Source organism: Streptomyces antnestii (assembly GCF_004005495.1).
Classification (GTDB): domain Bacteria; phylum Actinomycetota; class Actinomycetes; order Streptomycetales; family Streptomycetaceae; genus Streptomyces; species Streptomyces antnestii.
The window spans coordinates 228,514-255,513 of the sequence record NZ_RZYA01000005.1; the positions used below are offsets into that span (position 1 = coordinate 228,514).

Annotated in this window: 25 protein-coding genes; 19 read left to right on the forward strand and 6 right to left on the reverse strand. The window is 71.5% G+C overall.

Translation table 11 applies throughout. The features are described from left to right. The first annotated feature begins 127 nt into the window (after nt 1-127). The 13 genes from EOT10_RS13490 (at nt 128) to EOT10_RS13550 (ending at nt 13,016) form a co-directional block, all read left to right on the forward strand. Nucleotides 128-1,081 carry a helix-turn-helix transcriptional regulator gene (locus EOT10_RS13490; RefSeq protein ID WP_127828405.1) on the forward strand — a complete coding sequence of 318 codons (954 nt, stop codon included), beginning with the start codon at nt 128-130 and terminating at the stop codon, nt 1,079-1,081. A 15-nt stretch (nt 1,082-1,096) separates the two neighbouring features. Next, the gene (locus tag EOT10_RS13495; protein ID WP_127828406.1) at nt 1,097-2,065 is read left to right on the forward strand and encodes a helix-turn-helix transcriptional regulator; all 969 of its coding nucleotides are present in this window, start codon (nt 1,097-1,099) and stop codon (nt 2,063-2,065) included. A gap of 152 nt (nt 2,066-2,217) precedes the next feature. Next, the gene (locus EOT10_RS13500) at nt 2,218-2,463 is read left to right on the forward strand and encodes a hypothetical protein (RefSeq protein WP_189491535.1); all 246 of its coding nucleotides are present in this window, start codon (nt 2,218-2,220) and stop codon (nt 2,461-2,463) included. 9 nt (nt 2,464-2,472) lie between these two features. Beyond that, nucleotides 2,473-2,670, forward strand: coding sequence for a hypothetical protein (locus EOT10_RS13505; RefSeq protein ID WP_127828408.1), 198 nt, complete (start codon nt 2,473-2,475; stop codon nt 2,668-2,670). Between the two features lie 299 nt (nt 2,671-2,969). Further along, nucleotides 2,970-3,257 (forward strand): Sec-independent protein translocase subunit TatA, encoded by a 288-nt coding sequence (tatA, locus tag EOT10_RS13510; RefSeq protein ID WP_127828409.1) that lies wholly within the window; start codon nt 2,970-2,972, stop codon nt 3,255-3,257. A 49-nt stretch (nt 3,258-3,306) separates the two neighbouring features. Further along, a complete protein-coding gene (gene tatC, locus EOT10_RS13515) occupies nt 3,307-4,239 on the forward strand; it encodes a twin-arginine translocase subunit TatC (protein WP_127828410.1) in 933 nt (310 codons plus the stop codon). A gap of 29 nt (nt 4,240-4,268) precedes the next feature. Next, the gene (locus tag EOT10_RS13520) at nt 4,269-5,159 is read left to right on the forward strand and encodes a diacylglycerol kinase (protein WP_127828411.1); all 891 of its coding nucleotides are present in this window, start codon (nt 4,269-4,271) and stop codon (nt 5,157-5,159) included. Between the two features lie 59 nt (nt 5,160-5,218). Next, nucleotides 5,219-8,044: a DEAD/DEAH box helicase gene (locus tag EOT10_RS13525; RefSeq protein ID WP_127828412.1), complete on the forward strand. Its 2,826-nt coding sequence runs from the start codon at nt 5,219-5,221 to the stop codon at nt 8,042-8,044. Nucleotides 8,045-8,389: 345 nt separating this feature from the next. Continuing rightward, entirely contained in the window at nt 8,390-10,012 is a 1,623-nt protein-coding gene (locus EOT10_RS13530) for a sensor histidine kinase (RefSeq protein WP_189491538.1), read from the forward strand. Further along, the gene (locus EOT10_RS13535; RefSeq protein WP_127828414.1) at nt 10,009-10,416 is read left to right on the forward strand and encodes a roadblock/LC7 domain-containing protein; all 408 of its coding nucleotides are present in this window, start codon (nt 10,009-10,011) and stop codon (nt 10,414-10,416) included. The genes EOT10_RS13530 and EOT10_RS13535 overlap by 4 nt, the downstream gene beginning before the upstream one ends. Next, a complete protein-coding gene (locus EOT10_RS13540) occupies nt 10,413-10,820 on the forward strand; it encodes a DUF742 domain-containing protein (RefSeq protein ID WP_127828415.1) in 408 nt (135 codons plus the stop codon). Before EOT10_RS13535 ends, EOT10_RS13540 begins: the two co-directional genes overlap by 4 nt. Then, complete coding sequence (locus tag EOT10_RS13545; protein WP_127828416.1) at nt 10,801-11,433, forward strand: GTP-binding protein; 633 nt, start codon at nt 10,801-10,803, stop codon at nt 11,431-11,433. The genes EOT10_RS13540 and EOT10_RS13545 overlap by 20 nt, the downstream gene beginning before the upstream one ends. A 74-nt stretch (nt 11,434-11,507) precedes the next feature. Next, nucleotides 11,508-13,016 carry a cytochrome P450 gene (locus tag EOT10_RS13550; protein ID WP_127828417.1) on the forward strand — a complete coding sequence of 503 codons (1,509 nt, stop codon included), beginning with the start codon at nt 11,508-11,510 and terminating at the stop codon, nt 13,014-13,016. A gap of 18 nt (nt 13,017-13,034) precedes the next feature. On the opposite strand, the gene EOT10_RS13555 is transcribed toward EOT10_RS13550, so the two are convergent. Then, on the reverse strand, nt 13,035-14,000 hold the full coding sequence (locus tag EOT10_RS13555; RefSeq protein WP_127828418.1) for an RluA family pseudouridine synthase: 966 nt from the start codon (nt 13,998-14,000) through the stop codon (nt 13,035-13,037). Between the two features lie 76 nt (nt 14,001-14,076). Here EOT10_RS13555 and EOT10_RS13560 point away from each other — a divergent pair, with 76 nt between their 5' ends. Then, on the forward strand, nt 14,077-14,667 hold the full coding sequence (locus tag EOT10_RS13560) for a GNAT family N-acetyltransferase (protein ID WP_127828419.1): 591 nt from the start codon (nt 14,077-14,079) through the stop codon (nt 14,665-14,667). A gap of 692 nt (nt 14,668-15,359) precedes the next feature. Here EOT10_RS13560 and EOT10_RS13565 read toward each other — a convergent pair. Continuing rightward, the gene (locus EOT10_RS13565; RefSeq protein WP_127828420.1) at nt 15,360-16,196 is read right to left on the reverse strand and encodes a siderophore-interacting protein; all 837 of its coding nucleotides are present in this window, start codon (nt 16,194-16,196) and stop codon (nt 15,360-15,362) included. Between the two features lie 66 nt (nt 16,197-16,262). Further along, the gene (locus tag EOT10_RS13570; RefSeq protein WP_127828421.1) at nt 16,263-17,204 is read right to left on the reverse strand and encodes a 5'-3' exonuclease; all 942 of its coding nucleotides are present in this window, start codon (nt 17,202-17,204) and stop codon (nt 16,263-16,265) included. A 257-nt stretch (nt 17,205-17,461) separates the two neighbouring features. Between EOT10_RS13570 and EOT10_RS13575 the strand changes: the two genes are divergently transcribed. The 4 genes from EOT10_RS13575 (at nt 17,462) to EOT10_RS13590 (ending at nt 22,703) form a co-directional block, all read left to right on the forward strand. After that, on the forward strand, nt 17,462-18,631 hold the full coding sequence (locus EOT10_RS13575; protein ID WP_127828422.1) for a quaternary amine ABC transporter ATP-binding protein: 1,170 nt from the start codon (nt 17,462-17,464) through the stop codon (nt 18,629-18,631). After that, entirely contained in the window at nt 18,624-21,242 is a 2,619-nt protein-coding gene (locus EOT10_RS13580; protein WP_127828423.1) for an ABC transporter permease/substrate binding protein, read from the forward strand. The genes EOT10_RS13575 and EOT10_RS13580 overlap by 8 nt, the downstream gene beginning before the upstream one ends. A 148-nt stretch (nt 21,243-21,390) precedes the next feature. After that, on the forward strand, nt 21,391-21,966 hold the full coding sequence (locus EOT10_RS13585) for a helix-turn-helix domain-containing protein (protein WP_127828424.1): 576 nt from the start codon (nt 21,391-21,393) through the stop codon (nt 21,964-21,966). Nucleotides 21,967-21,968: 2 nt separating this feature from the next. Then, nucleotides 21,969-22,703, forward strand: coding sequence for a helical backbone metal receptor (locus tag EOT10_RS13590; RefSeq protein WP_127828425.1), 735 nt, complete (start codon nt 21,969-21,971; stop codon nt 22,701-22,703). Here the strand turns inward: EOT10_RS13590 and EOT10_RS13595 are convergent. After that, nucleotides 22,630-23,787 (reverse strand): TDT family transporter, encoded by a 1,158-nt coding sequence (locus tag EOT10_RS13595; protein WP_127828426.1) that lies wholly within the window; start codon nt 23,785-23,787, stop codon nt 22,630-22,632. The genes EOT10_RS13590 and EOT10_RS13595 overlap by 74 nt on opposite strands. A 70-nt stretch (nt 23,788-23,857) precedes the next feature. On the opposite strand from EOT10_RS13595, the gene EOT10_RS13600 reads away from it, so the two are divergent. Continuing rightward, a complete protein-coding gene (locus EOT10_RS13600; RefSeq protein ID WP_127828427.1) occupies nt 23,858-24,799 on the forward strand; it encodes a LysR family transcriptional regulator in 942 nt (313 codons plus the stop codon). Nucleotides 24,800-24,815: 16 nt separating this feature from the next. Here EOT10_RS13600 and EOT10_RS13605 read toward each other — a convergent pair whose 3' ends face one another. After that, nucleotides 24,816-25,505 carry a gamma-glutamyl-gamma-aminobutyrate hydrolase family protein gene (locus EOT10_RS13605; protein WP_127828607.1) on the reverse strand — a complete coding sequence of 230 codons (690 nt, stop codon included), beginning with the start codon at nt 25,503-25,505 and terminating at the stop codon, nt 24,816-24,818. 26 nt (nt 25,506-25,531) lie between these two features. Then, nucleotides 25,532-26,974, reverse strand: coding sequence for an ethanolamine permease (gene eat / locus EOT10_RS13610; protein WP_127828428.1), 1,443 nt, complete (start codon nt 26,972-26,974; stop codon nt 25,532-25,534). Nucleotides 26,975-27,000: the final 26 nt, after the last annotated feature.

The following is a 27,000-nucleotide window of genomic DNA, read 5'->3' on the forward strand; positions in this document are numbered from 1 at the left end:
GGTCATCCGAAGGCCCATGCCCCTTGGCATGGGCCTTCGGCTTTTGCCACGAGACTCCGGAGCGGTACGGTCGACGTTCGGATGGGGGAGAGCCCGGAGGCTCTCGAAGAGAGGACGTAGGGCGTCGATGGCCATTGCGAAGGCCGAGCGGCTGATGAATCTGGCGCTGTGCCTGCTCGGGACCGGGCGCCCGCTCAGCAAGCGTGAGCTGCGCGGTTCCATCGAGGCCTACCTGGAAGCGAACTCCGACGACAGCTTCAACCGGATGTTCGAGCGCGACAAGGACGACCTGCGCGAGCTCGGCCTGGTCATCGCGACCGTGGAGAACCTCGACGGCGAGATCGGCTACCTCGCCCGCCGCGACAGCAACCGGCTCCCGCCCGTCACCCTCGACGCCGAGGAGGCCGCCGCGCTCGGCCTCGCCGCCAAGGTCTGGCAGCAGGCCCGCCTGGCCGGCGCCGCCAGCGGAGCCCTGCAGAAGCTGCGGGCCGCCGGACTCCCCGAGGACGTCGACCCGTACGAGGCGCACTCCGCACTCGAACCCCGTATCCCCGTGCACGAGGCGTCGTTCGAGCCGCTGATGCTGGCCTGCCGCGACCGCCGGGCCGTCGTCTTCGACTACCGCAAGGCCACCGCCGCTCGGCCCGCGCAGCGGCACGTCGAGCCGTGGGCGCTCGAGTGCTGGCGCGGCCACTGGTACCTCGCGGGCTGGGACCGCGACCGCGGCGCCGAGCGTGTCTTCCGCCTCTCCCGCATCACCGGCAAGGTCCGTTCCCGGGCCGGCCGCTTCACCGCCGACGTGCCCGACGTCGTGACCGTCCGCGAGACCGTCGCGAGCTGGGCCGGCGAGACCGCCGACCGCACGGCCCGCATCAGACTGCGCTCCGGCTCCGGCTACCCGCTGCGCGCCAAGGCCTCCGCCGTACGCGACCTCGGCGACGGCTGGGACGAGCTGGAGATCCCGTACGGGCACGGGCTCGACGCCTGGCTGGTCGAGTTCGGGCCCGACGTGGTCGTCCTCGAACCCGCCGAGCTGCGGGCCGAGGTCGTCGACCGGCTGCGCGCCGTGGCCAAGGGCTGAGGGGAAGAAGGACCAATGGCCACGAACGCCATCGACCAGACCCGGCGGATGCTGTCCCTGGTGACGTATCTGCGGGAGCGTCCCGGCGCGCGCGTCGAGGACGTCGCCCGCGCCTTCGGGATCACCGAGGACGAGCTGATCTCCGACCTCGACATCCTGCCGCTGTGCGGGACGAGCTTCCGCGGCGGCGACCTCCTCGACATCGACACGGACGGCGACCGCATCTGGTGGCGCAACCCGGGCGCCCTCAGCGCGGAAGCGGCCGCCCCGCTGCGGCTCGCCGCCGACGAGGCGACCGCGCTGCTCGTCGCCGCGCGCGCCGTGTCCACACTGCCCGGCCTGCGGGAGAGCGACCGGCTCGCGCTCCTGCGGGCCACTGCGAAGCTGGAGGCCGCCGCCGGTGAGGCGGCCGGGGCGAGCGCCCGGCTCTCCGTGACCTTCGAGTCCGAGGGCGGTGTCTTCGCCGACGTCGACCGGGCGATCTCGGAGCGGCGCCGGCTGTGGATCCGTTACTACTCGCCCGCCCGCGACGAGGTCACCGAGCGCGAGATCGACCCCATCCGCCTGGTGAGCGTCGGCCACACCTACGTCGAGGCGTGGTGCAGGCGCTCCGAGGCGCGGCGCACGTTCCGGCTCGACCGCGTGGCCGAGATCCGGATCCTGGACGAGCCGTCCGCGCCGCCCGAGATCGAACTGCGGGACCTGTCCGAGGGCCTTGTGCAGCCGGCGGCCGAGGATCCCGAGGTCGTGATCGAGGTCGGTCCCGGCGGGCGCTGGGTGGCGGAGTACTACCCGCACGACAGCGCGGAGGAGTTGGCGGACGGCGGCCTGCGGATCACGCTGCGCACGCCGGACCCGTCGTCGCTGCGCAGGCTCGCGCTCCGGCTCGGGCGCGACGGGCGGATCGTCTCGCCGCTCGGGCTCGCCGAGAGTGCGCGGCAGGCCGCCGGGGAGGCGCTGGCTGCGTACGACGGGCACGGGTAGGGGTGTTCGGCCGGGCGCGCGGGCGGGTCTGTGACGACCTTGCCGCGCGGCCGGTGAGAGGAACGTGGGCGTGCTGTTGACCGCGGTACGGCCCGGGGGAGCCAGAAGTTCGGGAAGTTCCATAAGTCTCTGAAGAGTCTGGGATGGTCGAAATGGGTGGATTGTCCGCGATGGTGGGTCCGGTGCTGTTCAAGGCCGCCTGCCCCGACTGCCGTGAGCGGTTCGAACTCTCCGCGGAGGCCCTGCGCCTGGCGATCGGCGCCACCCGCCGCACCACCTTCTACTCGTTCACCTGCCCCGAGTGCGGCGCCGCCGTACGCAAGCCGGCCGGGGAGCGCATCATCGAACTCCTCACCGGTGGAGGGGTGAGCACGCTCCGCCTCCACCAGACCGTCTAGGCTCGGCGCATGTTCTGGGCGATGCTGTCGATTGCTGTGGGGTTCGTGGGACTTGCCGTGCTCGGCGTGTTCGCCGTCCGGGTCTTCGTCGAGGCGCAGCGCCTCGGGCGTCAAGTCGCCGACGCCACACAGCAGATCAACCGCGCGGCAGAGGAGCTGGAGCGCGCGGCGGCCGGCGCGGCCCGCACGAGCCGCGAACTGCTGTGACCCGCACCCGTCCTGCCTGATGGCCTGTCCGCTGTGACGCGCGCGACGCGCCGGATGTGAACTGCGAGACAGGATAGAAAGCGCTTTACCTCCGTGCCCTGTCCGGGCGCGGGGGCGGGCGGGTACGCTGCGATGCGCGGCCCGTCGAGCGAGGCGCGGACCGCAACTGGGAGTACGCAGAGGGATTGCCCCCTGTTCACCCCCGCGGGATACGATCGCTGCCAGCACGGTGGTCGGACACCAGTCCGACCTGTACCGGCAGCCCCGCCCCTGCCGCCTCGGTGAGAAGGTAAACGCTTATGTTCGGAAGAATCGGCGCCCCTGAGATCATTCTGATCCTTGTCGTCGTCGTCCTGCTGTTCGGTGCGAAGAAGCTTCCCGACATGGCGCGCTCGCTGGGCAAGTCGGCCCGCATCCTCAAGAGCGAGGCCAAGGCGATGAAGTCCGACGGCCAGCAGACCGCCCCCACGGACCCGCCGCAGCACGACGAGCAGACCCCGGCGCAGCGCACCATCAAGGCCGCCCCCGGCGACGTGACGGGCGGCCGCCCGGTCACCGAGCCGACCGACCAGACTTCGCAGCGCTGATTCCGGGCCGCCCGGGAGGGCGGTCTGTCGCACGAGATGAGGACGTGGGTTGCTCAAGTCTGCCCGCAAGACGGAGAAGGATCCCGAGGGGCGGATGCCGCTCGCGGAACACCTGCGTGAGCTTCGCAACCGGCTGGCGAAGTCGTTGCTCGCCATCACCGTCGTCACGATCGTCGCCGCCTTCTACTACAACGACATCATCAACCTGATCACCCGGCCGATCCTCGACTCGGTCGGCTGCACGGGCAGGACGTTCACGGAACTCGCGGCGAACAAGTCGGAGCACTGCGCGCAGATCACGGTCAGTGGTCTGCTCACCGCCTTCACGCTGGCTCTGAAGGTGTCGTTGATGGCAGGACTGGTGCTGTCCTCGCCGGTGTGGCTCTACCAGTTGTGGGGCTTCGTCGCGCCGGGACTGCACAAGAACGAGAAGAAGTACGCCTACGCGTTCGTCGGCACGGGTGCCCCGCTCTTCATGTGCGGTGCGTACTTCGCCTACGCGGTGCTGCCCACCACGGCGAAGGTCCTGATCGAGTTCACGCCGGACAACGCGGCCAACCTGCTGCCCGTGGACGATCTGCTCAACCTCGTGCTGCGCATGGTGCTGGTCTTCGGCCTCTCCTTCGAGCTCCCGCTGCTTCTGGTCTTCCTCAACCTCATCGGGGCGATCACCGGCAAGCGGATGCTCGGCTGGTGGCGCGCGATGATCATGGGCATCACGGTGTTCGCGGCCGTGGCGACGCCCAGTACCGACCCACTGACCATGCTGGCCCTGGCCGCGCCGATCTGGCTGCTGTACTTCGGAGCGGTGGCCTTCGCCCTCCTCAACGACCGTCGCAAGGCCAGGTCCCGTGAGGATCTCGACGACGACGAGGCCTCGCACCTGGACCTCACCCCCGAGCCCGTCTCGGCCAGCTCCGAGCTGCCCGAGCAGGCGAGCTCGGACCATGGCCGGGTCAACGGATACGACGACGTGACCTGAGCAGCAGCACGACCTTGTAGGGTCCGGTCGTGACCAGCGAGATCACCCTCTTCGTCAATCCCACCGCCGGACGCGGCCGGGGCGCCCACGCGGCGCAGCCGGCCGCTTCCGCGTTGCGGGCGGCCGGCTTCTCCGTGCGTACGGTCGTGGGGGAGGACGCCGACGACGCCCTCACGCGCGCGCGTGCCGCGGTCGACGGCGGCACCGGGGCGCTCATAGCCGTCGGCGGGGACGGTCTGGTGAATCTCGCGCTGCAGGCGGTCGCCGGGACCCGAACCCCGCTCGGTGTGATCGCTGTCGGTACGGGCAACGACTTCGCGAGGGCGCTGAGGCTGCCTGTCCGGGATCCGGCCGCGGCGGGTGCGCTCGCCGCCGGGGCCCTGAAGGGTTCGGTGACCCGGGACATCGACCTGGGCAGGATCGGAGACCGCTGGTTCGGCACCGTCCTCGCCTCCGGCTTCGACTCCCGGGTCAACGACCGCGGCAACCGTATGCGGCTGCCGCTCGGCCGCTTCAAGTACGACCTCGCGATCGTGGCGGAGCTCGCGGCCTTCAGGCCGGTGCCGTTCCGGCTCACGCTGGACGACGGGTCCGTGCGCGAGGTCGACGCCACCCTTGTCGCCGTCGGGAACGGCCCGTCGTACGGGGGCGGCATGCGGATCTGCGCCGGCGCCGACATGAGCGACGGTCTGTTCGACGTGACGGTCGTGGGGGGCTGTTCCCGTGCGACGCTGCTGCGGGTGTTCCCGCGCGTCTACAAGGGCACCCACCTCACCCATCCCAAGGTCACCGTGTACCGGGCCGCCCGGGTCGAGCTGGCCGCGGAGGCCGTCACCGCGTACGCGGACGGGGAACCGGTCGGGCCGCTTCCGCTGGTGGCCGAGTGCGTACCCGGGGCCGTGCGGGTTCTTACCCGATAGGGCCCTTACCGGATAATGATCGTCCGTTGTCAGTGGTGGCCGGTAGGCTCGAAAGCACGATGACAGAGGACCTCTCACCGGCCGAGCGGTACGCGGCAGCACGTAAGCGCGCTGCCGAGCAGGCCACCGCGCTCGCCTCCTTCCGCGAGATGTACGACTTCGGCCTCGACCCCTTCCAGATCGAGGCGTGTCAGGCGCTCGAGCAGGGCAAGGGCGTTCTGGTGGCCGCGCCCACCGGCTCCGGCAAGACGATCGTCGGCGAGTTCGCCGTCCACCTCGCCCTCCAGCAGGGCAAGAAGTGTTTCTACACGACGCCCATCAAGGCGTTGTCGAACCAGAAGTACGGCGACCTCGTCAAGCGCTACGGCGCCGACAAGGTGGGCCTCCTCACCGGCGACAACAGCGTGAACGCGGACGCTCCCGTGGTCGTCATGACCACCGAGGTCCTGCGGAACATGCTGTACGCGGGCTCCCAGACACTCCTCGGCCTCGGCTACGTGGTGATGGACGAGGTGCACTACCTCTCCGACCGCTTCCGAGGCGCCGTATGGGAAGAGGTGATCATCCACCTCCAGGAGTCGGTGACCCTGGTCTCCCTCTCGGCCACGGTGTCGAACGCGGAGGAGTTCGGCGACTGGCTCGACACCGTGCGCGGCGACACCCAGGTGATCGTCTCCGAGCACCGGCCCGTGCCCCTGTTCCAGCACGTGCTCGCCGGCCGCCGGATGTACGACCTCTTCGAGGAGGGCGAGGGCCGCAAGAAGGCCGTCAACCCGGACCTGACGCGCATGGCCCGCATGGAGGCCAGCCGCTCGTACAATCCGCGCGACCGCCGCAAGGGCAAGATGGTGCGTGAGGCGGACCGCGAGCGTGAGCGCCGGCAGCGCTCCCGGATCTGGACGCCGGGCCGCCCCGAGGTCATCGAGCGCCTCGACGACGAGGGCCTGCTGCCCGCCATCACGTTCATCTTCAGCCGCGCCGCCTGCGAGGCCGCCGTCCAGCAGTGCCTGTACGCGGGCCTGCGGCTCAACGACGACGAGGCCCGTGCCCGCGTCCGCGAGATCGTCGAGGAGCGCACGGCCGCGATCCCCGACGAGGACCTGCACGTCCTCGGCTACTACGAGTGGCTCGAAGGCCTGGAGCGTGGCATCGCCGCCCACCACGCGGGCATGCTGCCGACGTTCAAGGAGGTCGTCGAGGAGCTGTTCGTCCGGGGCCTGGTGAAGGCGGTCTTCGCGACGGAGACTCTCGCCCTCGGCATCAACATGCCCGCCAGGTCAGTGGTGTTGGAGAAGCTCGTCAAGTGGAACGGCGAGCAGCACGCCGACATCACGCCCGGCGAGTACACCCAGCTGACCGGGCGCGCGGGCCGGCGCGGCATCGACGTCGAGGGCCACGCGGTCGTCCTGTGGCAGCGCGGCTTCAGCCCCGAGCACCTGGCGGGACTCGCGGGCACGCGCACGTACCCGCTGCGCTCCAGCTTCAAGCCCTCGTACAACATGGCGGTGAACCTGGTCGAGCAGTTCGGCCGGCACCGCTCGCGTGAGCTGCTCGAGACGTCCTTCGCGCAGTTCCAGGCCGACAAGTCGGTCGTCGGGATCTCCCGCCAGGTCCAGCGCAACGAGGAGGGCCTGGAAGGCTACAAGGCCTCCATGACCTGCCACTTGGGCGACTTCGAGGAGTACGCGCGGCTGCGCCGCGAGCTCAAGGACCGCGAGACGGAGCTGGCCAAGCAGGGCGCGGCCCAGCGGCGCGCGGCGGCGGCGGCCGCCCTGGAGAAGCTCAAGCCGGGCGACGTGATCCATGTGCCCACCGGCAAGTTCGCCGGGCTCGCGCTCGTCCTCGACCCGGGCATCCCGGCGGGCCGGTCGAACGGGCATCGTGGCTTCGAGCAGCACGACGGCCCGCGCCCCCTCGTCCTGACCGCCGAGCGGCAGGTGAAGCGGCTCGCGTCGATCGACTTCCCGGTGCCGGTCGAGGCGCTCGAGCGGATGCGGATCCCCAAGTCGTTCAACGCGCGCTCGCCCCAGTCGCGGCGCGACCTCGCGTCCGCGCTGCGCACCAAGGCCGGGCACATCGTGCCCGACCGGCACCGCAAGAACCGCGCGGCGGCGGCCGACGACCGCGAGATCTCGCGGCTGCGCACCGAGCTGCGGGCCCACCCCTGCCACGGCTGCGACGAGCGCGAGGACCACGCCCGCTGGGCCGAGCGCTACTACCGGCTGCGCCGTGACACGGTGCAGCTGGAGCGGCGTATCGAGGGCCGGACGAACACCATCGCCCGCACCTTCGACCGCATCGTCGGCCTGCTGACCGAGATGGACTATCTGCGCGCCGACGAGGTCACCCGGCACGGCAAGCGCCTCGCGCGGCTCTACGGCGAGCTGGACCTGCTCGCCAGCGAGTGCCTGCGCGACGGGGTCTGGGAAGGCCTCAGCCCGGCCGAACTGGCCGCGTGCGTCTCGGCGTTGGTGTTCGAGGCGCGGGCCGCGGACGACGCGCTCGCGCCGAAGCTGCCGTCCGGGAAGGCGAAGGCGGCGCTCGGCGAGATGGTGCGCATCTGGGGCCGGCTCGACGCCCTGGAGGAAGAGTTCAAGATCAGCCAGACCGAGGGGGTCGGGCAGCGCGAGCCCGATCTGGGCTTCGCCTGGGCGGCGTTCCAGTGGGCGTCCGGCAAGGGCCTCGACGAGGTGCTGAGCGAGGCGGACATGCCCGCCGGTGACTTCGTGCGGTGGTGCAAGCAGGTCATCGACGTCCTCGGGCAGATCGCCGCCGCGGCGCCGGGCGCCTCCGGCGAGGGCACGGGGGACACCGTGGCCAAGAACGCGCGCAAGGCGATCGACGCGTTGCGGCGTGGTGTGGTGGCGTACTCGTCCGTGGGGTAGTGCCGGTCCGCAGTCGCTGAGCGCGCAGTTCCCCGCGCCCCTTCCGGGGTGCGGGGAACTGCGCGTTTCGCATGCGCGGACGCCTTCACTCCTCGTGTGCGAACGGCCGCTGAGCGTGCAAATGGGGTCGAGTGTATTCCTCCCGTCCGGCCATTTCAGGTGCTTGCGGAATATGACACAGCGCTGATCCGACGGGACTAAGCTCGCCCGCAGCGCACCGAGTTGGCACATATTCGTGCGCTTGTTCCCAATCTTGTAGATGGTTCGAGTTCCTCCCCCCACGCGCACGTCCGCACATCCCGCGTAACCACACATTTCCCCGATCCGACCGTTCAGAGGGCATACATGGTGAGTGTTCAATCGCCTCCCGGTGGCCGAGAAATCCCCTACGCACGCGTGCTGTTGCTGCCCGCCGTGGTCATGGCCGCGGCGACCGGAGCCGCCGTCGCGATGGTGGCGCAGCCCGCGCGGTTCGCCGTCGCCCTGTGCGGCGGCCTCGCCACGCTGCTGCTGATCCTCGTGGCCGCCGAGGCCGTGCGCCGCGGCCGCACGATCAAGGGGGAACGCGCTCAGTTCGCCCGGCAGGTCGCACACTTCGAGCGCCGCATCGCCGCCCACGACAAAGAGGCCGCGTGGATGGCCCAGGTCCTCCTGCCCGAGTCCCTGTACCGACTGCGCTCCGGTGACACGGCGTCAGAGGCCGTCAAGGTCGTGGTCGAGAGCGACCCCGAGTACTTCGAACTCCCCTTCGCGCAGCGCCGGTTGATGGCCGAGGTGCTCGACTTCATCGACCGCGAGGAGACCATGCGCGACGCCGCGCAGCGCGCCTTCGTCTCCATCGCGCGCCGCGTCCAGTCCATCGTGCACAAACAGAACGCAGAACTGCGCGAGATGGAGGAGGACCACGGACGCAACCCCGAGGTCTTCGACGACCTCCTGCGCATCGACCACGGCACCGCGCTGATCGGCCGACTCGCCGACTCCATCACCGTCCTCGGCGGCGCCCGCCCCGGCCGCCAGTGGCCCCGGCCCGTACCGCTCTACAGCGTGCTGCGCGGCGCCATGTCGCGCATCCTCGACTACCCCCGCATCGATCTGCACCAGGTCGCCAAGGTCGCCATCCGCGGCATCTCCGTCGAGCCGCTCATCCACGCGCTCGCCGAACTCATGGACAACGCGACCCGCTACTCGCCCCCGCAGACCAAGGTGCACGTCACCGCGATCGAGGTGCAGACCGGCATCGCCATCGAGATCGAGGACGGCGGCGTCAGCCTCAGCGAGGAGGCCCGGCTGCGCGCCGAGGAGATGCTCGCCCGCGCCCAGGCCGGCGTCGACCTCAACGACCTCGGCGAGAACCCCCGCCTCGGCATGGCCGTCGTCGGCCGGCTCTCGCAGATGTACGACATGCAGGTCTCGCTGCGCCAGTCCGCGTACGGCGGTGTCCGCGCCGTCCTCATCGTGCCGCGGATCATGATCACGACCGACGCCGCGCCCGGCCTCGCGCACGGCATCGGCGCCTCCGGTGTGCCCCGCGTCGACAACGACGGCACGCCCATCGTGGAGGAGCCCCGCAAGAAGAAGACGCGCCGCCCCACCACCGGCCCCCGGCCCTCCGCGCCGCTCGTCGCCGCCATGGAGGACGACGTCCCCGTCGTCACCGAGTGGCGGGCCAACGGGCTGCCGCAGCGCCGCAGGAAGGTCGACACCAAGGTCATCGACCAGCAGATCATCGTGACGCCCAGGGCGCCCGAGCCGGGCAGCGGGGCGGCGCCCCGCGCGGACCAGCCCCCGCAGTGGACCCCCATCCCGGTGCCCGCCTCCGAGGCCGAGCCGGAGAAGCCCGACATGCCCCCACCCGGCCTGTGGGTCGAGGCGTTCATGAACGGGCTCAAGGGCGACGGGCCGAGCGCCGCGCAGGGCGACACCGACGAGTTCAATCCGCAGGTCGACGAGGGAGACCGCCAGTGATCCAGCAAAGGGCCAACTTCGACTGGATGCTCAAGGAGCTCGCCGACGGCGTGCCCCAGACCCGGCAGGTCGTGGTGCTCTCGGCGGACGGCCTGCGCATCGCCCGCTACGGCGGGGACCCCGACGCCGCCGACCGCATCGCCGCCGCCTGCGCCGGACTGCAGAGCCTCGCCACCGCCGTGGCCAGCGAGATCCCGGACAGCGACGGCAAGATGAACATGGTCATCATCGAGGTCAGCGGAGGGTTCTTCTATCTCATGGCCGCCGGCAAGGGCGCCTACCTCGCCGTCCTCGCCGACGCCCACGTGGACGCCGGACTCATGAGCAACCGCATGCGCGACCTCGTCGTCCGTATCGGGGCACATCTGACCAGCCCGCCCCGGCGCAACGGGCAGACCGTATGACGCATCCCCGCCAACCCTCCCGGGCCCAGCCGCCGCCTCAGCCGCCACGGCGCGAACGCCGCGCGGCGGACGGCCAGGGCGACCCGGAGCGCCTCTACACGATCACGGGTGGCACCGAGGGGGCCGAGCGCGCGCCGCTCGACCTCGTCACCCTGATCGTCGCGCGCTCCGACCCCCCGCCCGCGTCCCCGCCCGAACAGGCAGCCCTGTTACGGCTGTGCAAGTCACCCCTGTCCACGGCCGAGATCTCGGCCTACCTCAGTCTGCCGTTCAGCGTGGTCACCGTGCTGCTCGGTGAACTCCTCGCGGCCGAACTGGTCCAGGCGCGCGCCCCCGTCATCCGCGGCGCCGTCGCCGACCGTTCCCTCCTCGAAGCGGTGATGCATGGACTTCAAAAGCTCTGACACGCTCCGGGAAGGCCCCCGCATCCCGGGGCCTCGGAGCGAGGACCATCTGCCCGACACGGTCAAGGCGGCCGTGAAGGTCGTCATCGTGGGCGGCTTCGGCGTGGGCAAGACCACGATGGTCGGATCGGTCAGCGAGATCAGGCCGCTCACCACCGAAGAGACCATGACCCAGGCGGGCATCGGCGTCGACGACAACTACGGCTCCGAGACCAAGACGGCCACCACGGTCGCCATGGACTTCGGACGCATCAGCATCACGGAAGAGCTGGTCCTCTACCTGTTCGGAACCCCCGGTCAGGAGCGCTTCTGGTTCCTGTGGAACGGCCTCTTCGAGGGCGCGCTCGGCGCCGTCGTCCTCATCGACACCCGCCGCCTCGAAGTCAGCTTCGACGTGATCGGGCGCCTGGAGGAGCGGGGCGTGCCGTTCGTCATCGCCAACAACGCCTTTCCCGATGGCCCGCGTTACCCCGCCGACGAACTGCGCCAGGCCCTCGACCTCGACCCGCACGTGCCGATCATCGAGTGCGACGCCCGGCGCAGGGCGTCGAGCCGGGACGTCCTGATGACCCTGATGCGCTATCTGCACGAGCTGGCGCTGGCCCGCGTCTGACCCGGCGCGGGACTTCCCCCTCAGTCCACCACAGCCTTCCCATACAGACTTTTCACACCACCGGAGCGATCACCGTGACGACTCCCTCCCACTCACACGCCGGCACGGAAGACGCCGCGCTCAGTCCGCCGCCCGGCTGCCCGGCGCACGCCATGGGCCCCGGCGGCCTGCGTCGGCTCTACGGCCCCGAGGCGGACGACGACATCGCGGCCGTGTACGAGAAACTGCGTGCCGAACACGGTTCCGTGGCCCCCATCCTGATCCACGACGACGTGCCGATGTGGGCGGTCCTCGGGCACAGCGAGAACCTGCACATGGTCCGCTCGACCTCCCAGTACAACCGCGACGCGCGCAACTGGAACGCCGTCCTCGACGGCAGCGTCACCCCCACCAACCCGCTCGCGCCGGTCTTCAGCTGGCAGCCCATCTGCAGCTTCGCCGAGGGCGCCGACCACCAGCGGCTGCGCGGCGCGGTCACCGGGGCGATCGCCACCATCGAGGCCCGCGGCCTGCGCCGCTACATCAACCGCTCGTCGAACGAGCTGGTCAACAAGATCTGCGAGATTGGCGAGGCCGACGTCGTCAGCCAGTTCGCCGAGCACCTGCCGATGATGGTGATGTGCCGGATCTTCGGCATGCCCGAGGAGTACAACGAGCGGATGGTGCAGGCCGCCCGCGACATGATCAAGGGCACCGAGACCGCCATCGCCAGCAACGAATACATCATGGGCGTCCTGACGCGGCTCACCGTCCGCCGCCGGGCCCGCCCAGAGGCGGACTTCACCAGCCACCTCATCGCCCAGCCCGCCGCGCTCAGCGACGACGAGGTGGCCCAGCACCTGCGCCTCGTCCTGATCGCCGCGTACGAGGCCACGGCCAACCTCATCGCGAACGTGCTGCGCGTGGTCCTCACCGACCCCCGCTTCCGCGCCCAGCTCAACGGCGGCCAGATGACCGTGCCCGAGGCCGTCGAGCAGTCCCTGTGGGACGAGCCGCCGTTCACCGCGATGGTCGGGTACTTCGCCAAGGAGGACACGGAGCTGGGCGGCCGGCACATCCGCCGGGGCGACGGCCTGATCTTCGGCATCGCGCCCGGCAACGTCGACCCCGTCGTACGCCCCGACCTGTCCGCCAACATGCAGGGCAACCGCTCGCACCTCGCGTTCGGCGGCGGGCCGCACGAGTGCCCCGGACAGGACATCGGCCGCGCCATCGCCGACATCGGTGTCGACGCGCTCCTGATGCGCCTGCCCGACGTCGAACTCTCCATCCCGGAGCACGAGTTGCGCTGGCGCTCCTCGATCCTTTCGCGGCACCTGGTGGAGCTGCCGGTGAAGTTCGAGCCGCGCCCGCCGCAGGACGTCGTCGCCAAGCCCGGCGCGCGCCCGGTCCCGGAGCCGCGCGACGAGTGGCAGGTGTCGACCCACGTCCCGCAGCCACCGGCCCCGGCACCGGCCCCGGTGGCGCAGCCCGTCCCCGATCCCGCCGCCTCGCCGTACCCGGCCGGGGCCACGTTCCCGGAACCGGCCGCGCCGCCGCAGGGCGCCTGGCGCCGGTTCCTGCGCTGGTGGCGCGGCTACTGAGCCGGCCGGGCCCCGGCCCTACGAGGAGTGGGCGACGCCGCCGCCCGCCCACTCCTCGTACGCCGACCAGGCCGCCAGCGTCCGCCCGCTCTCGAAGCGGTGCTCCCGGCCGGTGACCGGGTCCCTGAACTCCAGGGAACGCGCGAGGAGTTGGAGCGGCCGGCGGAAGTCGTCCGGCGCCACCGCGTCGGCGACCACGGGGTAGAGCGGGTCGCCGAGGATCGGCAGGCCGAGCGCGTTCATATGGACCCGCAGCTGATGGGTGCGGCCGGTGTGCGGGACGAGCCGGTACCGGCCGAGCCCGCCCCGCTCCCCGAGAAGCTCGATCCGGCTCTCCGCGTTCGGCTCGCCGCCCGGCACCTCGTACGCGGCGAGCACCCCGCGCTCCTTCACGATCCGGCTGCGCACGGTCCTGGGCAGGGCGACCGCCGGGTCGTACGCGGCCACCGCCTCATACTCCTTGCGCACCCGGCGGTCGCCGAACAGCGTCTGGTACGCGCCGCGTTCACCGGAGCGCACGACGAAGAGCACGAGCCCCGCCGTCAGCCGGTCGAGGCGGTGCGCCGGACCGAGCTCGGGAAGGTCCAACTCCCGGCGCAGGCGCGCCAGGGCGGTCTCGGTGACATGGCTGCCGCGCGGCGTCGTGGCCAGGAAATGGGGCTTGTCCGCGACGACGACGTGCTCGTCCCGGTACACGATCCCGATCGGGAACGGCACGGGCACCTCGGTGGCGTACTCACGGTGGAACCACACCCAGGCGCCCGGCATATAGGGCGCGTCCGACGTCACGGCGGCGCCGTCCGCGCCGACGATCCGCCCCTCGCGCAGCATCGTGTCGATCACCCCGGGCCCGGCGGCAAGCCGCTCCACGAGGTGGTCGCGCACCGTGCTCCAGGCCCCGTCGAGCGGCAGCCTGACCCGGAAGGGGTCGATGCCGTCGCGCTGCGGCAGCGGGGAGGGCGGGATACGCGGCTTTCGTCTCATCGCCGCCCAGCCTACGGCGGTGGCCCTCCTCGCCGAACCACGGACGGAGACGGGGCGCCGGGGGCAGGATGAGCGCATGCCGATGACGATTGCGCAGGTCCTGACCCCCGGTTCGCTCGCCGCCGGCCCCCAGCCCACGCTCGACGCCGACGGCGGACTCGTCCTGCGGCCCTGGCGGGACGAGGACGCGCCGGCCGTGCACGCCGCGTTCAGTGACCCCTCGATCCAGCGGTGGCATGCGCGGGTCTCGGAGTCCGAGGACGAGGCGCGCGGCTGGCTGGCGGAGTGGCGGGATGCCTGGGAGCGCGAGCGGAGGGCGTCCTGGGCGGTCGCCGCGGCGGCCACCGACGAGGTGGTGGGCCGTGCGGGGCTGCGCACCCTCTCGCTGGAGGAGGGTCAGGCCGAGGTCGCGTACTGGACCCTGCCGGTGGCCCGGGGCACGGGCGTCGCGCCGCGAGCCGTCGCCGCGCTGACCCGCTGGGCGTTCGACGACATCGGCTTCCACCGCCTCGAACTCCAGCACGCCACAGGCAACTTGGCCTCCTGCCGGGTCGCCCTGAAGTCGGGCTTCGCCGCTGAGGGCACGAAGCGCAGCGCCCTGCTGCACGCGGACGGCTGGCACGACTCCCACCTCCACGCACGGCTCCGGGAGGACGTGCGGGGGTGACGGGCCGGGGGTGACGGACTAGGGGTGACGGGCTGAGGTGAGGCCCAGCCGGTCACCCCGGGCGACTGCCTCAGCCTGTTCCTCCGGGGGTGCCGCGGCCGGTCGCTCCGGGCGGCTGCCGCGGCCGGTCACTCCGGATGACTGCCCCAGCCCGTCACCCCCGGGCGACTGCCGCAGCCTGTTCCTCAGGGCGACTGCCCTTGCCCGTCACCCCGGGCGACAGCCTCAGCCAGTCACCTCGGGCGACTGAGAGGGCCCGTCCCTCCGGGCGACTGCCTCAGCCCGTCCCTCCGAGCGGCTGCCCCAGCCAGTCACCCCGGGCGACCGCCTCAGCCAGTCACCTCGGGCGACTGCGAGGGCCCGTCCCTCCGGGCGGCTGCCTCAGCCCGTCCCTCCGAGCGGCTGCCCCAGCCAGTCACCCCGGGCGACCGCCTCAGCCAGTCACCTCGGGCGACTGCGAGGGCCCGTCCCTCCGGGCGACTGCCTCAGCCCGTCCCTCCGAGCGGCTGCCCCAGCCAGTCGCCCCGGGCGACTGCCTCAGCCAGTCACCTCGGGCGATTGCCGCGGCCGGTCGCTCCGGGCGGCTGCCTCAGCCCGTCCCTCCGAGCGGCTGCCCCAGCCAGTCGCCCCGGGCGACTGCCCCAGCCCATCCCTCAGGGCGACTGCCCCAGCCGTCACTCCGGGCGGCCGCCCTAGGAAGTCCTCTCCTGTTCCGCCTCCACCTGCGCGTTCCACTCCCGCTTCGATGCCTGCCAGCCGTCCTCGTTGTGGCCGAGGCGCCAGTAGCCCGAGATGGAGAGGTCCTCGCGGGGGATCTGCCGTTCGTTACGGAGGTGGCGGCGCAGCTCCTTCACGAAGCCCGCCTCACCGTGGACGAACGCGTGCACCCGGCCCCCCGGGAATGTGAGCGTGCGCACCGCCTCGACCAGGGCCTCGCCCACCGGGCGGTCGCCGCGATGCAGCCAGGTGACCTGCACGGCGGAGTCGGTCTTCTGCTCCTCGGACGCGTCGGCGACCTCCACGAAGGCGTGGGCCACGGCGCCCTCCGGCAGCGCCTCCAGGGCGGCGGCGATCGCGGGCAGCGCGCTCTCGTCACCGACGAGGAGATGCCAGTCGGCGCCGGCGTCGGGGGCGTAACCCCCGCCGGGACCGGCCAGGTGCACGCTCGCGCCCGGCCGTACGTCCCGCGCCCACGGACCGGCGATGCCCTCGTCGCCGTGCACCACGAAGTCGAGCGTCAGCTCGCACGCCACCGGGTCCCAGGCGCGCACGGTGTACGTGCGCGTCACGGGCCACTGGTCGCGCGGCAGCTCCTCCCGGATCCGGCCGAGGTCGAACGGCTCGGGGTACGTGACACCGTCGAGCGGGAACTGGAGCTTCACGTAGTGGTCCGTGAAGCCGCCCGCGGCGAACGCGGCGAGGCCGTCCCCGCCGAGGACCACACGCTGCATGTGCGGGGTGAGCCGCTCGGTGCGCACGACCTCTCCCCGGTGCGCTGTCGGCTTCCTGCGCTCTGCACGCTCCGCCATGGCGGCCTCCCCTGGAGATCACTAGCTACTTAGGTTTACCTAAGTTAACACCCGGCCCGCCGGAGGTCAGCCCGCCAGAGTGGAGAGAAGTCGCTGCAGGGAACCGCCGAGGCCCCAGCGCTGCGCCAGCTCGTCCAGGGTCGCGGGATCGCGTGCCTCGCGCGGCAGCGCCGTGTCCACGTCCGGCAGCGGCACGTCCGACGCCACCCGCACCACCGTCGGCGCCACCGCGATGTACGGCCGCGACTCGTCCAGACGCTTGCGCTGCGACGGCGTCAGCTTCGACTTCGGGTCGTCGACCGCGGCCATGATCCCGGCCAGGTCCCCGAACTGCGCCAGCAGCTTCGCCGCCGTCTTCTCGCCGATGCCCGGCACGCCCGGCAGCCCGTCGCTCGGGTCGCCGCGCAGCAGTGCCAGATCCACGTAACCGGAGCCGTCGACCCCGTACTTCTCGCGCAGCAGGTCCTCGTCGGTGACCTGGAGGGTGCCGACGCCCTTGAGGGGGTACAGGACGCGGCGCTCGCGCTTGTCGTCCACGAGCTGGAAGAGGTCCCGGTCGCCGGTGACGATGTCGACCGGTCCGCCGGCCCGCCCGGTGAACGTGCCGATGACGTCGTCCGCCTCGTACCCCTCGACGCCGACGCGCGCGATGCCCACCGCGTCGAGCACGTCCTCGATGATCGGGACCTGGGGGGAGAGGGTGTCGGGGATCTCCTCTTCGTCCGGGGTGCCGCTCTCGGTCAGCTCGGCGACACGGTGTGCCTTGTACGAGGGGATCAGGTCGACCCGCCACTGGGGCCGCCAGTCCGCGTCCATGCAGGCCACGAGCGAGTCGGGGTGGTGGTCGTGCACGAGCCGGGTGATGAATTCGAGCAGGCCGCGCACCGCGTTGACCGGCGTCCCGTCCGGGGCCTTCACGGAGTCGGGGACCCCGAAATAGGCCCGGAAGTACAGGGACGCGGTGTCGAGCAGCATCAGGCGATCGGTTCGCTGGGTCACGTCCCACATCCTGCCGCACCGCACTGACAGTCACCGACCCGCGACGATGCGGCGGCACCGGCTCCGGCTCCGGCTCCGGAAGTGAACGCGATGTGAACTGGAACACTCTTGCGTTTGATCCGCATAAGCGCGGGCAGGCGCGCAGCCGGAGCGAAGCCGTTCACGCATCAACCAATGGGTGGCCGGACACGCGAGCGGATCTCGCATCGCTCCACGGCCCGCCGGCGGGGGAGGCGGGCCGTATTCGTTCTACCCAAGAGGTGTATGTGTCCAGGCTGCAGGCCGAAGACCTGTACAAGGTGTTCGGCAGACGACCCGATCAAGCGGTGGAGAAACTCCGCCACGGAGCAGACCGTGAGGAACTGCGCGCCGGCGGCACCACCGCTGCCGTGATCGACGCCTCCTTCACCGTCGAGCCGGGCCAGATCTTCGTCGTGATGGGTCTGTCGGGCTCCGGCAAGTCCACGCTTCTGCGCATGCTGAACGGACTGCTCGAGCCCACGGCCGGGCACGTCCGCTTCGACGGCCAGGATCTGACCGCGCTCAGCCCGCGAGACCTGCGCGCCGTGCGCTCCAAGAAGATCAGCATGGTCTTCCAGCACTTCGCGCTGTTCCCCCACCGCAGCGTGATGGAGAACGCCGCGTACGGCCTGGAGGTCCAGGGTGTGCCGCGCAAGGAGCGCGAGAAGCGCGCCATAGAGGCGCTGCGCCTCGCCGGTCTCGCCGGCTGGGAGAAGTCCTGGCCCGACGAGCTCTCCGGCGGTATGCAGCAGCGTGTGGGCCTGGCCCGCGCGCTCGCCACGGACGCCGACCTGCTCCTCATGGACGAGTCGTTCAGCGCGCTCGACCCGCTGATCCGCCGCGACATGCAGGACCAGCTCCTGGAGCTCCAGAAGACCCTGAAGAAGACCATCGTCTTCATCACCCACGACCTGAACGAGGCCATGCGCCTGGGCGACCGCATCGCCGTCATGCGCGACGGCCGCATCGTCCAGATCGGCACCGCCGAGGACATCCTCGTCCGGCCCGCCAACGACTACGTCGCCTCGTTCATCCAGGACGTGGACCGCTCCCGCGTGCTGACCGCGGGCGCGATCATGACCGACGTGCCGGAGGACTACGTCCACGGCGACGCGCCCGCGACGGTCACCGAGGACACCCCGGTCATCGAGCTGTTCACGCCGTGTTCCACGGTCGGCGTCGCCGTCGCCGTGGCCGACAAGAGCGGCAAGCTTCTCGGCGTCGTCACGCGCGAACGGCTCCTCGGCGTACTCGGTGAGGCGATCCAGCCCGCCGAGCAGCCCTCCCTGACGAAGACCGAGCAGGCAGAGCAGGCCGAGCAGACCGAGCAGGCCGAGCAGACTGAGCAGGACGACGTCCCGACGCCGCGCGGCGAGGGCGACGAGCCGGTGGAGAAGGTGATCACCGGTGCCTAGGATCCCCTTCGGTAACTGGGTCAACAGCGTCGTCGAGTGGCTGCTCAGCCACGCGGCGTGGCTCTTCGACTTCTTCAAGAACGTCTTCAACGGTGCCTACGACGGCATCAACTGGGTCCTCCAGGCCCCGCAGCCGCTGATCCTCGCGGGCATCTTCGCCGTGATCGCCTTCTGGCTGCGCGGCACCGTCGCCGGTGTGCTGACCTTCGTGGGCTTCGCGTTCATCGACTCCCTCGAACTGTGGGACCACGCGATGATGACGCTGTCGCTCGTCCTCGTGGCGACGATCATCGCGCTCGTCATCTCGGTGCCCGTCGGCATCTGGGCGGCCCGCTCGAACCGCGTCAGCGCGGTCGTGCGCCCGGTCCTGGACTTCATGCAGACGCTGCCCGCGATGATCTACCTCATCCCGGCCATCCTGTTCTTCGGCTCGGGCGCCCCCGCGGGCATCGTCGCGACCCTGATCTTCGCGCTCGCCCCCGGCGTCCGCATGACCGAGCTGGGCATCCGGCAGGTCGACAAGGAACTGGTCGAGGCCGCCGACGCGTTCGGTGACACCCCGCGCAACACCCTGTTCCGCGTCCAGCTGCCGCTCGCGCTCCCGTCGATCATGGCCGGTGTCAACCAGGTCATCATGCTGGGCCTGTCCATGGCCGCCATCGCGGGCATGGTCGGCTCCGAGGGCCTCGGCGCCGACGTGAACGAGGCCATCGGCCAGCTGAACGTCGGCCTCGGCTCCGAGTCCGGCGTCGCCATCGTGATCCTCGCGATCTACCTCGACCGCATGACCAGCGCGCTCGGCACCCAGGCGTCCCCGATGGGTCGCCGTGCCCTCGCCAAGGTGCGCGCCGCGCACGGTCTGACGGTCTGGAACTACCGCCCGCGCCCCGCGGTCGCGGTCGTCGGTGTCGTCGTCCTCGCGCTCGTCGCGGGCGGCATGGGCATGTTCGGCGCCGCCACGACTCAGGCGCCGGTCGCCGACGCGTCCAATGTCGGCAAGGGCAAGAAGATCTCCATCGGCTACATCCCGTGGGACGAGGGCGTCGCCTCCACCTTCCTGTGGAAGGAGATCCTGGAGGAGCGCGGTTTCCAGGTCGAGGCCAAGCAGCTCGACGCGGGCCCGCTGTACACGTCGCTGGCCTCCGGGCAGGTCGACTTCGAGACCGACTCCTGGCTGCCGACCACGCACGCGCAGTACTGGAAGAAGTACGGCAAGCAGCTCGACGACCTCGGTGCCTGGTACGGCCAGACGTCCCTGGAGCTCTCGGTGCCCGCCTACATGAAGGGCATCGACTCGCTCGATGACCTCAAGGGCAAGAGCGCCACCTTCGACGGCAAGATCACCGGCATCGAGTCCAGCGCCGGAATGATGGGGCTCCTCAAGGACAAGGTCCTCAAGGAGTACGGCCTCGACAAGGAGTACCGGGTCGTCGACAGCTCCACGCCGGCGATGCTGGCGCAGCTGAAGCGCGCGTACGCCAAGAAGCAGCCGATCGTCACGACGCTCTGGTCGCCGCACTGGGCGTACAGCGACTACAAGCTGAAGAAGCTCAAGGACCCGAAGGGTGCCTGGGGCAAGGGTGACGGTGTGCACACGCTGTCCCGCAAGGGCTTCGCCGCCGACAACCCCGAGGTCGGCGCGTGGCTCAAGAACTTCAGGATGACCGAGAAGCAGCTGACGAGTCTTGAGGCCGACATCAACAAGGCCGGCAAGGGCAAGCAGCAGGACGCCGTCAAGGCGTGGCTGAAGGCGAACCCCGGTGTCGTCGACAAGCTGGCCCCGGTCAAGAAGTCCTCGACGGCCGGCGGCACGGGCGAGGCCGCCCGTCCGGTGAACGTCGCCTGGTTCCCCTGGGACGAGGACGTCGCCGTCACCTACCTGTGGAAGCGCGTCCTCGGTGACCGCGGCTACAAGCTCAACCTGAAGCAGATGGACGTCGGCCCGGTCTACACCGGCCTCGGCTCCGGTGACCTGGACGTCAACTTCGACGCCTGGCTGCCCTATGCCCAGAAGAACTACTGGGACAAGCACAAGGACAACCTGAAGGACCTGGGCTCCTGGTACAGCCCGACGTCCCTCGAGATCGCCGTGCCCTCCTACGTGAAGGGCGTCAAGTCCCTCGAGGACCTCAAGGGCAAGGGCAAGACCTTCGACGGCAAGATCATCGGCATCGAGCCGGGCACCGGCGAGATGAACCTGCTGAAGAAGAACGTCCTGCCGGGCTACGGCCTCGACAAGGAGTACAAGGTCGTCGACGGCTCCACGCCCGCGATGCTCGCCGAGCTGAAGCGCGCGTACGCCAAGAAGCAGCCGGTCGCCGTCGTGCTCTGGTCGCCGCACTGGGCGTACAGCCAGTACCAGCTCAACAAGCTGACCGACTCCAAGAAGCTCTTCGGTGAGGGCAACACGATCCGCACCATCGTCAACAAGGGCTTCCCCTCGAAGTACCCGCAGCTCACGAAGTGGTTCAAGAACTTCAAGATGAGCGAGAGCGAGCTGGGCAGCCTCGAGGCGGAGATCAAGAAGCGCGGTCAGGGCCATGAGGAACAGGCCGTGGACGCGTGGCTGAAGACGCACAAGGACGTCGCGGACCGGATGGCTCCGCAGTAGTCCCGCAGGGTTCCACACGCGCGTGGGCGGCCGGTCTCCGTGACCGGCCGCCCACGCGCGTTCGCCCGCTCACATGAAACCGCGTCCCGAACCTGCGTAGTCTGCAAGGAACCGAACAGGTGACGACGCGCGGGAGGGAGCCGGGGCGATGGACGAACACAAGGAGACACTTCGGGTGGGTGCGGCCGTGCGGCGCAGGCGCCGGGCCCAAGAGCTCACCCTCGCCGCCGTCGCGGAGCGCAGCGGCCTGTCCGTCCCGTTCCTGAGCCAGATCGAGAACGAACGCGCCAGACCGAGCCGGCGCTCCCTGGAGAAGGTCGCCGACGCGCTCGGCACCACCGCCGTCGAACTCCTGGCCGCCGCCGACCCCGCCCACACCGTGGACCTGGTGCGCGCGGGCGACGCCACGGTCACCGAGGACGCCTCGCCTCACTCCGTGGTGCGCTCCCTCGTCCGCGGCCATCACCAGCTGCACGCCGAGGAGTTCGTCGGCGACCACGACCCGCGCCGCGAGTTCCAGCTCCGCAACGACGTCCTGATGTACGTCACCGAGGGAGCCGTCGAGGTCGAGGCCGAGGGCCGGGCGTACCGGCTGGGCCGAGGCGACACCCTGTATCTGACCGGTGGCGTACGGCACCGCTGGCGGGCCACCGGCGACGACGCGCGCGTGCTCGTGGTCGCGGTCGCCGAGCACATCGAGGCGCGGGACGAACCCGGACGGTGACCGTGTCCCGCACCCCGCGCGTCGTCTCCCTCGTCCCCTCGCTGACCGAGGCGGTCGCCGTCACGCTGCCCGGAGCCCTCGTCGGCGCCACGGACTGGTGCACGCACCCGGCGGACCTCGGTGCAGGGCTCGTCCGGATCGGCGGCACGAAGAACCCCGACGTCGCACGCGTCATCGCCCTCGCCCCCGACCTCGTCATCGCCAACGAGGAGGAGAACCGCGCGCCCGATCTCGACGCCCTGCGCGACGCGGGACTCGACGTCCTCGTCACCGAGATCCGCGACCTGCCGGGCGCCCTGCGCGAGCTGGAGCGGGTCCTCGCGGCCTGCGGCACGCCGGAAAGGCCCCGCTGGCTGGACGAGGCCGCGGCCGCCTGGGACGAGGTCGAGGCGCCGGCCCGCCGGCTACGGGCGGCGGTCCCGGTGTGGCGCCGCCCCTGGATGGTGCTCGGCCGGGACACCTTCGCCGGTGACCTGCTCGCGCGGCTCGGCGTGGACAACGTCTACGCGGGCCACGGCGAGCGCTATCCGCGTCTCGCGGCGGACGAACTGCGCGCGGCGGACATCGACCTGGTGGTGCTGCCCGACGAGCCGTACCGCTTCACGCGGGACGACGGGCCCGAGCTGTTCCCGGTGCCCGCCGCGCTGGTCAGTGGCCGTCATCTCACGTGGTACGGGCCGTCGTTGGCGCGGGCGCCGCAGGTCCTCGCCGCGGCGCTGCGAGCAGCTCTCCGCTGAACAGACCGCGGACCGTGAGCACGGCGGCGACGGCCCAGGCGGTGACGAGTACGGCGTACAGGGTGATCGCGAGCCCGTCGTACACCGCGAGGCCCGTGTGCCTGGCGAGGCCCTCCGCGCCCGTGACACAGGTGCCGACGGGGAACGTGAACGCCCACCACGTCATCGAGAACCGCATGCCCCGGCGGCGGGCCCGCACGACCAGCGCCGCCGCGAGCGCCAGCCACAGCAGCGCGAACCCCATCACCGGGACGCCGTACAGGATCGCGAAGACGCCGAACCCCTGGGCGTAGGGGGCGGGCAGGACGCCCGGCGCGAGGTCCGCGAACTTGCCCACGGCGGTCGTCGACTGGCCGAGGGGCCCGAGCACCAGGAACAGGGCCGGGGTGGCCATCACGGGCAGCGGGCCCGCCGTGACGAGCCGCGCGAAGATCACCGGAAGCATCAGGGCGACGGCGATCAGACTGAGCCCGAACAGGGCGACACAGGCGAGAAGCAGCGTCTGCCGCCACTGGCCGGCCGGGAGATGGGGCACCAGGAGCGGGCCGACGGCCGCGGACACCATGGGCGCCACGACGGGCAGCAGCCACACGGGGGAGGCCTGACCCGGCTCGATCCGATGCCTGGCCACCATCAGGTACGGGACGGCCACCGCCGCCGCGAGCCCGGTCACCGTCCCCGCCGTGAACAGCACCGTGTCCAGGGCGACCGCCGCGCGCGTCCCGATCCAGTCCTGTCCCACCAGCATCGTGCCGCCGCCGACCGCGAGCAGTGCCATCGCGAGGCAGCCGTAGAAGGGGGCCACGGCCGGGTCCAGGAGATGCTCCCGGGCCCGGTCGGCGTGGTGCGTCCAGTGCAGCGCGCGGGCCGTGAGGAGGACGACGAGCGCCACCAGGGAGAGCGCCCACATCACCGTGCACACGCTCCGCAGACCCGGTACGTGGACGGGGAGCGCCGCGCCCGCGTTCGCGATGATCGCGGTGCCCATCACGGACGCGTACCAGTTGGGGCCGAGGTGGCGCACCGCGGGACACCGGGCGGACGGGGTGCGGGCGGCGGTGGGCGACGGGGCGACGGTGACCATGACTCCACCGTCCCGCCGGGCGGCCGCCCCCACCAGGGACGATGCCTCTATGAGGGCATAAGCTGGCTTTATGGGCGGCGATACGGCAGGTGCGGCGGACGGTTCGACGATCGGGGCGGGCCTGGCCCACCGGGTCCCGGACCTCGGCGCCCTGGAACTCCTGCTCGCCGTGGCGCGGCTCGGCAGCCTCGGCCGCGCCGCCCGCGAGACCGGCATCACGCAGCCCGCGGCCAGCAGCCGCATCCGCTCCATGGAGCGCCAGCTCGGGGTGGCTCTCGTCGACCGGTCCCCGCGCGGCTCACGGCTGACCGACGCGGGCGCCCTCGTCACGGACTGGGCGCGGCGGATCGTCGAGGCGGCGGAGGCCTTCGACGCGGGCGCGCAGGCGCTGCGCGACCGCCGGGACTCGCGCCTGCGCGTCGCGGCGAGCATGACGATCGCCGAGTACCTGCTCCCCAACTGGCTGCTCGCGCTGCGAGCGGAGCGCCCCGACACCGCCGTGTCGCTGCACGCGGGCAACTCGGCGGCCGTCGCCGAGCGCCTGCTGTCCGGGGAGGCCGACCTCGGCTTCGTCGAGGGCCTCGCCGTGCCGCCGGGCCTGGACGCCACGGTCATCGCCCGGGACCGGCTCATCGTGGTCACCGCCCCCGCGCACCCCTGGGCCCGGCGGGCGAAGCCGCTGGCGGCGGACGAGCTGGCGGCGACCCCGCTCATCCTGCGGGAGCGGGGCTCGGGCACGCGTCAGGTGCTCGACGCCGCGCTCGGCGGCCTCGCCCGCCCCCTCATCGAGCTGTCGTCGACGACCGCGGTGAAGGCCGCGGCGGTGAGCGGCGCCGGCCCCGCCGTCCTGAGCGAACTCGCCGTGGGAGAGGAACTCGCCGCCCGCAGGCTCGTCGAGATCCCCCTCGAAGGCGTCACGCTGCGCAGGGACCTGCGCGCGGTCTGGCCGACCGGACACCGGCCGGTGGGGCCGGCCAGGGATCTGCTCGGGCTCACCCGGGGACCCGCCTGAGGACCGCGAGGGGGCGTCAGTTGCCGCCCCGGGCCGCGCGGATCAGGCCTCCCATGACGCGCGCGTCCTCGCCCATCTCGGGGTGCCACTGCACGCCGAGCACCCAGGTGAGACCCTGGAGTTCGACCGCCTCGACGGTGCCGTCCGCGGCGTGCGCCGACGCGACCAGGCCCCGGCCGAGCCGGTCGACCGCCTGGTGGTGGTACGTCGGCACGTCCATCGCTTCGGGCACCAGCTCGCCGTACCGGGTCCCGGGCACGGGCGTCACCGCGTGCTGCCCGAAGACGCCGGTGTCCTTCACATGTCCCTCGATGTGCTGGGTGAGCGTGCCGCCGAGCGCCACGTTCAACAGCTGCATGCCCCGGCAGATGCCGAGCAGGGGCTTGCCGGACGCCAACGCGGCCCGGATCAGGGCGAGTTCCCACGCGTCCCGCTCCACCGCGGGCGGCCCGGTGCGGTCGTCGCGCACGGCGCCGTAGCGGCCCGGGTCCACATCGGCCCCGCCGGCGACGACGAGTCCGTCGAGCCGCGCGACCACCGAGGGCGCGTACGAGGGGTCGTCCGGCGGCACCATCGCGGTGAGGCCGCCGGCGGACTGCACGAGCCGTGGGTACCCGGCGGGCAGCAGCGCGGCGGGCAGTTCCCACACGCCCCAGCTCGCCTTGGCCTCCCAGTAGGTGCTCACGCCGATCAGCGGCCTGCTCATCATGTGCCCGTGCTCCCTCACCGTGCTCAGTCCCGTTCCAGTTCGGCCTCTGCCGCCGCGAGCGCCGCGAACTCCTCCTCGGGGGCCCGCGCCACCAGGTGCCTGCGGCTGTAGGCCCCGAAGTACCCGATCGCCACCGCGTACACGCCGAGCGCGATCAGCGCCGCCGTCACGTCCACCAGGAAGGTGGCCACGAGGGCCGCGCACGCGAGGACGAGCGCCACGGACGAGGTGAGCACGCCGCCCGGAGTGCGGTACGGCCGGTCGAGGCCCGGTTCCCGGCGCCGCAGGACGATGTGCGACAGGGACATCAGAGCGTACGAGATCGTCGCGCCGAACACCGCGACGTTCAGCATGCGGGCACCGTCCCCCGTCGCGGCCGCGAGCGCGAAGCCGATCGCGCCCGGTACGAGCAGTCCGAGGTAGGGCGCCTTGCGCCGGCTGGTGAGCGACAGGAAGCGCGGGAGGTAGCCCGCGCGGGACAGCGCGAAGAGCTGGCGCGAGCCCGCGTAGATCAGGGAGAAGAACGAGGCGACGAGGCCGGCGAGACCCGCGTAGTTCACGATCCGGCTGAGCGCCGTGGCCTTTCCGCCGGGCTGCAGGGCCTCGACCAGCGGGTTCCCGGCGTCCTGGACGGCCGCGGCGCCGCGCGCGCCGGTGGAGGCGAGGAAGGTCAGTACGGCGAGCACCACGAGGATCGCCATGGACCAGCGGATGGCGCGGGGCAGGGTGCGCGCCGGGTCCTTCGTCTCCTCGGCCGCGAGCGGTACGCCCTCCACGCCCAGGAAGAACCACATGCCGAACGGGAACGCGGCCCAGATGCCGAGGATCCCCATCGGCAGCCAGGAGTTGGCGCCGAACGCGTCCGCGTGCACCGGGATGTCGTCGAGCCGCGACGCGTCGAAGTGGCTGAACGCGGCGACCGCGAAGACCAGCAGCGCCGCGACCGCGATGCCGGTGACCACGAAGCTGAAGCGCAGCGCCTCGCCCACGCCCCACAGGTGGATGCCGATGAAGACGACGAAGCAGGCCAGGTAGACCGGCCAGCCCGAGGTCAGGCCGAACAGGCCGAGCGACTCGACGTAGTCGCCGATGAAGATCGAGATGGCGGCGGGCGCCAGGACGTACTCGATGAGGATGGCGGTGCCGGTGAGGAAGCCGCCCCAGGGGCCGAGGGCGCGGCGCGCGAAGCCGTAGCCGCCGCCCGCGGTGGGCAGCACCGAGGACAGCTCGGCCAGCGAGAACACCATGCACGCGTACATGACGCCCATCAGGGCCATCGCGATCCCGAGGCCGCCGAAGCCGCCCTGCGCCAGGCCGAAGTTCCAGCCCGAGTAGTCGCCCGAGACGACGTACGCGACGCCGAGTCCGGTCAGGAGCAGCCAGCCGGCGCTGCCGCGGCGCAGCGTTCTGCGCTCCAGATAGTCGTCGCCCTCGACGGGGCGTGGCTTCTCGGTGTCCAAGGTCATGGCGCGGCTGCTCCCCGGCTGGTCCA

Bases quoted from the DNA above. Each gene is read 5' to 3' on its own strand.
- EOT10_RS13555 (WP_127828418.1), bottom strand. From the start codon at position 14,000: ATGAGACGAAAGCCGCGTATCCCGCCCTCCCCGCTGCCGCAGCGCGAC.
- EOT10_RS13540 (WP_127828415.1), top strand. From the start codon at position 10,413: ATGACGCATCCCCGCCAACCCTCCCGGGCCCAGCCGCCGCCTCAGCCG.
- EOT10_RS13545 (WP_127828416.1), top strand. From the start codon at position 10,801: ATGGACTTCAAAAGCTCTGACACGCTCCGGGAAGGCCCCCGCATCCCG.
- tatA (WP_127828409.1), top strand. From the start codon at position 2,970: ATGTTCGGAAGAATCGGCGCCCCTGAGATCATTCTGATCCTTGTCGTC.
- EOT10_RS13600 (WP_127828427.1), top strand. From the start codon at position 23,858: ATGGGCGGCGATACGGCAGGTGCGGCGGACGGTTCGACGATCGGGGCG.
- EOT10_RS13530 (WP_189491538.1), top strand. From the start codon at position 8,390: ATGGTGAGTGTTCAATCGCCTCCCGGTGGCCGAGAAATCCCCTACGCA.
- EOT10_RS13560 (WP_127828419.1), top strand. From the start codon at position 14,077: ATGCCGATGACGATTGCGCAGGTCCTGACCCCCGGTTCGCTCGCCGCC.
- EOT10_RS13605 (WP_127828607.1), bottom strand. From the start codon at position 25,505: ATGAGCAGGCCGCTGATCGGCGTGAGCACCTACTGGGAGGCCAAGGCG.
- EOT10_RS13495 (WP_127828406.1), top strand. From the start codon at position 1,097: ATGGCCACGAACGCCATCGACCAGACCCGGCGGATGCTGTCCCTGGTG.
- eat (WP_127828428.1), bottom strand. From the start codon at position 26,974: ATGACCTTGGACACCGAGAAGCCACGCCCCGTCGAGGGCGACGACTAT.
- EOT10_RS13565 (WP_127828420.1), bottom strand. From the start codon at position 16,196: ATGGCGGAGCGTGCAGAGCGCAGGAAGCCGACAGCGCACCGGGGAGAG.
- EOT10_RS13570 (WP_127828421.1), bottom strand. From the start codon at position 17,204: ATGTGGGACGTGACCCAGCGAACCGATCGCCTGATGCTGCTCGACACC.
- EOT10_RS13505 (WP_127828408.1), top strand. From the start codon at position 2,473: ATGTTCTGGGCGATGCTGTCGATTGCTGTGGGGTTCGTGGGACTTGCC.
- EOT10_RS13525 (WP_127828412.1), top strand. From the start codon at position 5,219: ATGACAGAGGACCTCTCACCGGCCGAGCGGTACGCGGCAGCACGTAAG.
- EOT10_RS13585 (WP_127828424.1), top strand. From the start codon at position 21,391: ATGGACGAACACAAGGAGACACTTCGGGTGGGTGCGGCCGTGCGGCGC.
- EOT10_RS13500 (WP_189491535.1), top strand. From the start codon at position 2,218: ATGGGTGGATTGTCCGCGATGGTGGGTCCGGTGCTGTTCAAGGCCGCC.
- EOT10_RS13595 (WP_127828426.1), bottom strand. From the start codon at position 23,787: ATGGTCACCGTCGCCCCGTCGCCCACCGCCGCCCGCACCCCGTCCGCC.
- EOT10_RS13490 (WP_127828405.1), top strand. From the start codon at position 128: ATGGCCATTGCGAAGGCCGAGCGGCTGATGAATCTGGCGCTGTGCCTG.